The 8,369-nt window shown below is 52.0% G+C and carries 10 protein-coding genes; 6 read left to right on the forward strand and 4 right to left on the reverse strand.

Going from position 1 to position 8,369, the window contains the following annotated elements; genetic code table 11:
• Nucleotides 1–4 precede the first annotated feature (4 nt).
• The 3 genes from ABWP27_RS11015 (at nt 5) to ABWP27_RS11025 (ending at nt 2,356) form a co-directional block, all read left to right on the forward strand.
• Nucleotides 5–430 (forward strand): DNA polymerase III subunit chi, encoded by a 426-nt coding sequence (locus tag ABWP27_RS11015; protein ID WP_353156664.1) that lies wholly within the window; start codon nt 5–7, stop codon nt 428–430.
• Entirely contained in the window at nt 427–894 is a 468-nt protein-coding gene (locus ABWP27_RS11020) for a hypothetical protein (protein ID WP_353156640.1), read from the forward strand. The genes ABWP27_RS11015 and ABWP27_RS11020 overlap by 4 nt, the downstream gene beginning before the upstream one ends.
• A 145-nt stretch (nt 895–1,039) precedes the next feature.
• Entirely contained in the window at nt 1,040–2,356 is a 1,317-nt protein-coding gene (locus tag ABWP27_RS11025; RefSeq protein WP_353156643.1) for a D-amino acid dehydrogenase, read from the forward strand.
• Nucleotides 2,357–2,446: 90 nt separating this feature from the next.
• Here ABWP27_RS11025 and ABWP27_RS11030 read toward each other — a convergent pair whose 3' ends face one another.
• Entirely contained in the window at nt 2,447–2,956 is a 510-nt protein-coding gene (locus ABWP27_RS11030) for an Lrp/AsnC family transcriptional regulator (protein WP_353156646.1), read from the reverse strand.
• 140 nt (nt 2,957–3,096) lie between these two features.
• Between ABWP27_RS11030 and ABWP27_RS11035 the strand changes: the two genes are divergently transcribed.
• Complete coding sequence (locus ABWP27_RS11035) at nt 3,097–4,242, forward strand: branched-chain amino acid ABC transporter substrate-binding protein (protein WP_353156648.1); 1,146 nt, start codon at nt 3,097–3,099, stop codon at nt 4,240–4,242.
• A 160-nt stretch (nt 4,243–4,402) separates the two neighbouring features.
• On the opposite strand, the gene ABWP27_RS11040 is transcribed toward ABWP27_RS11035, so the two are convergent.
• A complete protein-coding gene (locus ABWP27_RS11040; RefSeq protein ID WP_353156651.1) occupies nt 4,403–4,711 on the reverse strand; it encodes a c-type cytochrome in 309 nt (102 codons plus the stop codon).
• Nucleotides 4,712–4,868: 157 nt separating this feature from the next.
• Here ABWP27_RS11040 and ABWP27_RS11045 point away from each other — a divergent pair, with 157 nt between their 5' ends.
• Entirely contained in the window at nt 4,869–5,084 is a 216-nt protein-coding gene (locus ABWP27_RS11045) for a TIGR04438 family Trp-rich protein (protein ID WP_011870271.1), read from the forward strand.
• Between the two features lie 80 nt (nt 5,085–5,164).
• Here ABWP27_RS11045 and ABWP27_RS11050 read toward each other — a convergent pair whose 3' ends face one another.
• Complete coding sequence (locus ABWP27_RS11050; protein ID WP_353156655.1) at nt 5,165–5,473, reverse strand: hypothetical protein; 309 nt, start codon at nt 5,471–5,473, stop codon at nt 5,165–5,167.
• A 450-nt stretch (nt 5,474–5,923) separates the two neighbouring features.
• Between ABWP27_RS11050 and ABWP27_RS11055 the strand changes: the two genes are divergently transcribed.
• Nucleotides 5,924–6,289 carry a glyoxalase superfamily protein gene (locus ABWP27_RS11055; RefSeq protein ID WP_353156658.1) on the forward strand — a complete coding sequence of 122 codons (366 nt, stop codon included), beginning with the start codon at nt 5,924–5,926 and terminating at the stop codon, nt 6,287–6,289.
• Nucleotides 6,290–6,382: 93 nt separating this feature from the next.
• Here ABWP27_RS11055 and ilvD read toward each other — a convergent pair whose 3' ends face one another.
• Complete coding sequence (gene ilvD / locus ABWP27_RS11060) at nt 6,383–8,056, reverse strand: dihydroxy-acid dehydratase (RefSeq protein ID WP_353156661.1); 1,674 nt, start codon at nt 8,054–8,056, stop codon at nt 6,383–6,385.
• Between the last annotated feature and the right edge of the window lie 313 nt (nt 8,057–8,369).

The raw sequence follows: 8,369 nt of genomic DNA on the forward strand, positions 1-8,369 counted from the left end.
CCTTATGACGCGTATCGACTTTCACAGCAATGTTCCAGACAAAATCGCGTACGCGTGCCGCCTTGCGCGCAAGGCACGCAAGGCCGATTTCCAGGTAGTGATTCTGGCCAGGGATCGCGCGCAACTTGCAGCGCTGGATGAAGCGTTATGGACGTTTTCCGAACACGACTTCCTGCCGCATGTCGCGATGGACGATCCATTGGCTGCGCAAACGCCAATTCTGCTGACTACCGAACAGGCGATGGAGTCGCCACATCACCAGATCCTGATCAATCTGTCGGATACACCGCCTGAACACTTTGCGCGTTTCGAGCGGATGTTTGAAGTTGTCTCATCCGACGATGCCGATAAATCTTCCGGACGCGAACGCTATGCTTATTACAAACAGCGCGGCTATCCGCTGACCCATTTTGTGGCTGAACATTCATGAATAAATCCCCGCCAGATTCCGGCATTCCCGTCCTGACCGAAGTCATCCTGACACCACCGCGCGTATCAGGCACGGCATCAACACCCGTACCGCCTTCTGCTCGTGCGCCAGCTCCGGCATTTTCCTCTCCCCCAATATCCACACCAGAGCCTGAAGAGTTCGCAGATATCCCTGTGCTTCAGGTCGAAGTCGAATCCACGCTGGCGCCAATAGAACATGCTCCGATTACCGGCTGGCTGGATGAAGAATGGACACGCCTGGAACAGAAGATAAGTGAGCGCGTGCTGACACAAATTCTGGATCGTATCGATACCGTGCTCGAACAGCGCATCAGTGAAAGCCTTGCCAGCAGCGTACAACTGGCCGTGAATGAATTACGGCAGGGTTTGCGTGAGACGCTGGAAGAAGTGATCAGCGATGCCGTGGCGCAAGAAATCGACAATATTCATTTTTCAAAAAAATAAATTTATATTCATTTTTTTATTTTTTAAAACAAAAATTAATCATCCATATATTTTTATATAAATATATGGCATCACAATGAACACATAAAAAATAGATAATTTCCTACAATTGAGTCATTGCACAACAACAATGGCGGAAATTGAAATGAAAGTAATTGTCTTGGGTTCAGGCATCATCGGTACTGCATCCGCATGGTTTTTAAACAAGTCGGGCCATGATGTCACAGTGATTGATCGCCAGCCTGGCGCCGCGCAGGAAACCAGTTTTGCCAATGGTTGCCAGATTTCCGTCTCGCATGCCGAGCCTTGGGCCAACCCCGCTGCCCCGATGAAAGTGCTGAAGTGGCTGGGCAAGGAAGACGCTCCTTTGCTGTACCGCTTCCGTCCCGAATGGCTGCAGTGGAAGTGGGCGTTGAATTTCCTGCGTGAATGCACGCCGGGTCGTACCAATGAAAATATCCGCCAGATCGTCGCCATCTGCGAATACAGCCGCCAGACGCTGGTCGGCTTGCGCGCTGAAACCGGTATCCAGTACGACAACCTGAATCGCGGCATTCTGCATTTCTATACCGATCAAAAAGAATTCGACGATTCGCTGCCGGCTGCCAAACTGATGCGCGATCTGGGTTGTCCGCGCGATTCCATCAGTACAGATGAAGTCATCCGTATCGAACCCGCTTTGGCTCGCATACGCGACAAGATCGTCGGCGGCGACTTCACTGCCAACGACGAATCCGGCGATGTCTACAAGTTCACCTCCGGCCTGGCGCAAAAGTCAGCCGAAGCCGGCGTCAATTTCAAGTTCAATACCACGGTCACCCGCCTGATTACCGAAGGTGCAGGCGCCAGCGCCAAAATCACCGGCGTGGAAGTCATCACACCGGAAGGTCGCCACGAAGTCCTGCACGCCGACGCATATGTATTGGCGATGGGTAGTTTTTCTACCGCGCTGGCAAAACCCTTGGGCATCGATCTGATGATTTATCCGGGCAAGGGTTATTCGGCAACCTACACCGTGACCGATCCGTCCGCTGCACCGTCGGTATCGCTGACCGACGACGGCTACAAACTGGTGGTCTCGCGCCTGGGCGATCGCCTGCGTGTCGCCGGCACTTGCGAATTGAACGGTTACACGCGCGAATTGAATACCGCGCGTTGCGAAGCCATCACGCGCCGCACGCGCGAATTGTTCCCCGATGCCTGCGATTATGACAATCCTACCTACTGGACCGGTTTGCGCCCATTGACGCCATCCAATGTGCCTTACATCGGCAAGACCAAATTCAGCAATCTGTTCCTGAACACTGGTCACGGCACGCTGGGCTGGACCATGGGTTGCGGCTCGGGCCGTGCCTTGGCCGACATCGTTTCCGGACGTCAACCGGAAGTGAATTTCCGCTTCACCGGCATGCCGTATCGGCCATCCGATCGCATCATCACGCCGCAATCGATCACAGCTTAAAAAAACAAGCTTCAAAAAAAACGCTGCATGTTATTTCATGCAGCGTTTTTTTATGCGCGAAGAAACTGCCTGCGCTTTTCGCCTGTGCTTTTATTTAGCTATACGCACCTGCAGCGCACTAACCTTCTCGTCAAGCGCAATGCGCGTATCGAACTTCGCCCGCTTCATCGGGAAGCGCGACTGAAAATGCCGCACATTGCCGGAACCCGAAATCGCGCGGCGTACAAACTGGTAATAGGCGTCCATGTCCACCACATGCACTACCAGAAAATAATCGTAATCGCCGGAAACGAAATAGCACTGCATCACTTCCGCTTCCTTGTTCATGCGCGTTTCAAACTCCTGCATGTGTTCGTCGGATTGATTCCCCAGCGATACTTCCAGAAACGCCAGCATCCCGTAGCCCAGCGCAAACGGATCGATCATCGCCACATCGGCGCTGATGATGCCGGCATCACGCATATCGCGTATGCGCCGCAAGCAGGTCGGCTGCGAAATATGCACCTTGTCCGCCAGGGTGCGTGTCGGCATCTGATTATCCTTCTGCAGAAGGTTTAAAAGCTTGCGATCGACTTTGTCTAGGGTATGAAGTTTGGACATGGGGAGCTGTGTAAATCTGAAAAATCGCACAAAAACGCTTTGCGTCGTATTTTCTTCTGTTGTAAGGTCATCATCTTGAGATGCATGCATGGTCAGTGTTGCAGCTACTCTGTATTTTTACAATCCTCAGGAGAAAATATATGCAGTTCAAGAGCAAAATGATTCCACTGGCCGGCGCGCTTGCCTTTGCCCTTGCAGGCGGCGCTGCAGCGCAGGAACAGATCATCAAGATCGGCAGCGTAGCCCCGATCACCGGTACCGATGCGCACATGGGCAAGGATAATGAAAACGGTGCACGCATGGCCGTCGAAGACCTGAATACCAAAGGCATCACCATAGGCGGCAAGAAAGTAAAATTCCAGTTGCTGGCAGAAGATGATGCCGCCGATCCAAAACAGGCTACCGCCGCCGCACAAAAACTGGTCGATGCCGGCGTTGTCGCCGTGATCGGCCATTTGAATTCCGGCACCACGATTCCTGCGTCCAGAATTTATTCCAACGCAGGCATCCCGCAAGTATCGCCGTCCGCAACGAATCCGAAATACACGCAGCAGGGCTTCAAGACCGCCTTCCGCGTGGTGGCCAATGATGCGCAACTGGGTCAGGTGCTGGGCCAGTATGCAGTCAAGACACTGGGCGGGAAAAGCGTCGCCGTGATCGATGACCGTACCGCATACGGCCAGGGTGTAGCCGATGAATTTGCCAAGGGCGTGAAGGCCGCCGGCGGCTCCGTGGTTGCCAGCCAATACACCAACAACAAGGCAACCGACTTCAACTCGATTCTGACCTCGATCAAGGCCAAGAAGCCCGACATCATCTTCTTCGGTGGCATGGATGCGGTCGGCGGCCCGATGTTGCGTCAGATGAAACAGCTGGGCATCAATGCCAAATTCATGGGCGGCGACGGCATCTGCACCGGCTCGCTGCCGGGCTTGGCCGGCAACGCGCTGGGCGATAACCAGGTGGTCTGCGCCGAAGCCGGCGGCGTACCGGAAACGCGCAGAAAAGGTGTGGAAGACTTTCGCGCTGCCTACAAAAAACGCTTTGGCGTAGAAGTGGTCTATACCGCGGCTTATGCCTACGACGCGACCAACGCAGTCGTCGAAGCCATGAAGAAAGCCAATTCGTCGGAACCTGCCAAATACCTGCCTGAACTGGCAAAGAGCAATTACCCCGGCATTACCGGCACCATTGCTTTCGATGCCAAGGGCGACATCAAGGACGGTACCTTGACGCTCTATACATTCAGGAACGGCAAACGCGAAATACTGGCAGTGACCAAATAAGCAGCAAACAGACCTTGCTGTAAAAGCCTCGCGGAAAAATCGCGAGGCTTTTTATTTCTCGCAATACGACACCAGATGCTCCGACAAAAATAAAGCGCTCCGAAGAGCGCTTTATTTTTGTCATCGATACGCTGAACTCCGCGCATCGATTGCAACCGGCTTATTTCAACGACAGTATCCATTTCACCAGCGTATGCGCTTCCGCTTCGCTTACCTGCGCATTGGCCGGCATAGGCACCGTGCCCCAGGCGCCACTACCGCCCTTGATGATTTTTTGCACCAATTTGTCTTCAGCGCCTTTTTGTCCGGCGTATTTGGCACCCACATCCTTGAAAGCCGGGCCCAATACTTTATTCGTCACTGAATGGCAGGCCATGCAGTTTTTTGCTTTTGCGAGATCGGCGTTTGCCAGCGCGACATTCGACACACCCGCAGTCAAAACCAGAGCTACCAACAAAGAACTTTTCATGCTTTTCTCCACAAGATTGATCGCCGCCATTCTACCGTGTTTCAGTCGCACGATACATTGCCCGGCATGAATACAACGCGAACATAACATCAGGGTTGACGACAGCAATTGACCGTTACACTTTTTCACAATATGCTGCAGCGAAAAGGGAGAAGACATGCCGCTCATCATCATCATCGTATTGCTATCGGTTTTGAAATATCTGGAAATCGGCCCGCTCGAAAACATGTCGTGGTGGTGGATCGTCGGCCTGTTCATTGTCGCCTTCCTGTGGTTCGAATTTTTTGAACGCATGCTCGGCCGCGACAAGCGCAAAGCCCATGAGCAGCTGGAAAAGGCACGCAAGGAACGCGTCAATAAAACTTTCAAATAGACAGCGTATTTATCCGCCCACTAGCGATCCGGATGACGGCAATTGCGCGACAGACAATTACCGCCTGAATCAAAAGATCGTCATTTAACTTTTCCGGCCAGGCAATCCAGGCGCACCTGATTGCCGAACTCCGGCCCCCTGGCATTTGCCAGCGACTTGTCAAAATAAACTGCCTTGATGGATTCCTGCTTTACCTGCAGCGGGATGCCTTTCACTCCGCGTATCAACTCCAGCGTTTTTTCAGGCTGCATGCCTTGATCGCGCCAGGCGGCAATTGATTTGAACATGCTCGCATAACTGGAGCAATACGATTGCCTGTCCATATTGGTGTCGGCATGCGCAATTGCAGAAGTCAGTATCAGCATGAATGCCGCGATGATTGTTTTCATGGATTCCCTCATTTAAGTCGGCCACTATACAGACATCATTCGCGGCATTGCCATGCAGGACGAAATTGATCCCGCTTGTAGTCGATTTGTTCACATGAGCGTTCTATTTATTTTTTTACAAGCAAGGGGCAAGGACCGTATCCAATCTTGAAAAACGCGAAAAACAATTGACTCTTTCCGGATTAAGTGCATAATGAGTGTGTGCGATTCACATCGCCCTGAGATTTGTCACTTTCCACTATAGGACTGGATGAATCAAAATATTAGCCTGCTCCCTTTATCGGTTGCGGGCTTTTTGCATTATGGACTGCGCTATCCATATAGCGCCTGCACAAGCCATGGCAGAGGAAAGTACAGGCGCCAATGTTGTGATGATTGGTTTTATAGATTGATACAGTCAGCCGTTATGCAGATACCATCTGGCCCATACACCAACCTGATTAAAGCGTTATGAAATTATCTGCCGCCATCCCCATCATTCGCATTTTTTGCGTAGACAAAGCCAAAGAGTTTTATCTGGATTTTCTTGGCTTCACGCTGGATTGGGAACATCGTTTTGAAGCCGAGTTTCCCTTGTATGCGCAAGTGACACGCTCGGGACTGACCTTGCATTTGAGTGAACATCATGGAGATGCAACACCGGGATCCGGGATATTTATTCCTGTAGAAGATATAGATGCGCTACACAAGGAACTCCACGCGAAAAAGTACATGTATGCCAAACCGGACATAGAAACCGTCGACTGGGGACGCCTGTTGCAAGTAATGGATCCGTTTGGTAATCGCCTGCGCTTCTGCGAACTATCAGAGGATTAATACCTGATTGCATTCAAGCTTACTTAGGTCAAACCTGCAAAATGAAAAAAGCCGGATAACAATCCGGCTTTTTTCATTTTTAAAAAAACAGCATCAACCTGTCACGGCACCTTTACTTGCCGTCGATGCCAGCGCTGCATATTTCGCCAATACGCCACGCGTATAACGCGGCGCAGGCTGTTTCCAGTTGGCGCGACGACGTGCGATTTCTTCTTCCGGCACGTTCAACTGAATCAACAGTTTATGCGCATCGATGGTGACCGAATCACCTTCTTCGACCAGACCGATCAGGCCACCAACGAATGCTTCCGGCGACACGTGACCGACAACCATGCCCCATGTACCGCCGGAGAAACGACCGTCGGTAATCAAGCCGACTGATTCGCCCAAACCCTGGCCGACCAGTGCGGAAGTCGGCGCCAGCATTTCCGGCATGCCTGGGCCGCCTTTAGGTCCGAGATAGCGCATGACGAGTACATCGCCAGCAACAATCTTGTTCGCCATGATGGCATCCATTGCCGTGTATTCATCATCAAATACACGGGCAGGTCCGGTGATCACTGGATTTTTCAGACCAGTGATTTTTGCCACGCAACCTTCAGGCGACAGATTGCCTTTCAGGATCGCGAGGTGACCTTGTGCGTACAAAGCCTTGTCGATCGTGTGGATCACGTCCTGGTCGGCACTTGGTACCGATGGGATATGCGCCAGCGCTTCTGCAACTGTCTGGCCGGTAATCGTCATGCAATCGCCATGCAACAAGCCTGCTTCGAGCAATACCTTCATCACTTGCGGAATGCCGCCTGCTTTATGCAGATCGGTTGCCACGTATTTGCCGGATGGTTTCAGGTCGCAGATGACCGGAACTTTTTTACGCATGCGTTCGAAATCGTCGATGGTCCAGTCGATTTCTGCTGCGTGCGCAATCGCCAGGAAGTGCAACACTGCGTTGGTCGAACCGCCGGTTGCCATGATGACAGCCACTGCGTTCTCGATTGATTTACGCGTAACGATGTCGCGCGGCTTCAAATCCTTTTTGATTGCTTCGATCAGTACGCGTGCGGATTCTGCTGCGGAACCGACTTTTTCATCATCAGGATTGGCCATCGTCGACGAGTATGGCAAGGCCAGACCCAATGCTTCGAACGAAGACGACATGGTGTTGGCTGTATACATACCGCCGCAGGAACCGGACGATGGGCAGGCATTGCGTTCGATGCCGTCGAAATCTTCCTGCGACATGCGACCGGCAGTGAATTCACCGACCGCTTCAAATGCGGAAACGATGGTCAGGTCTTTACCCTTCCAGTGACCCGGCTTGATGGTGCCGCCGTACACATAAATACTCGGCACATTGGTACGCAACATCGCGATCATGCCGCCTGGCATGTTCTTGTCGCAGCCACCGATGACGAGCACGCCATCCATCCATTGGCCGTTGACGGCGGTTTCGATGCAGTCGGCAATGACTTCGCGCGAGATCAGCGAATACTTCATGCCTTCGGTGCCCATGGACATACCGTCGGAAATGGTCGGCGTACCGAACACTTGCGGATTGCCGCCTGCATCCTTGACCGTCTTGATCGCGATATCAGCCAGTTTTTGCAGGCCGGAGTTACATGGTGTAATCGTCGAGTGACCGTTGGCGATACCGACCATAGGTTTGTCGAAATCGGCCTTTTCGTAACCCATGGCGTAATACATGGAACGGTTAGGGCTGCGGGACACGCCTTGCGTGATGTTTTTCGAGCGGCGATTGAATGCCATGATGACTCCAGAAAGAATGCAAATCGGTAGGTCGCTGCAATATGCACTGCAACGATTGCCTGCCCGGTAACAGGGCAAATCCTTGAAAAGAGCGCCTAGATTGCCTTGCGTTAGGCTATGTGTCAAATATATGATTCCATCATTATCAATACGTATAAGATATTGATTGATGGTAAATTCAAACAGCAATCCAGTTAGCTATCATTCATCAATGTCTATGAATTACGCCACGTAAGCCATGAATATCGAACTCAGGCAATTACGCTACTTTGTCACCGTCGCCGAAGAAATGCATTTCGGCCGCGCGGCAATA

This window comes from Herminiimonas fonticola, from assembly GCF_040395855.1.
GTDB classification, from domain to species: Bacteria; Pseudomonadota; Gammaproteobacteria; order Burkholderiales; family Burkholderiaceae_D; genus Oxalicibacterium; species Oxalicibacterium fonticola_A.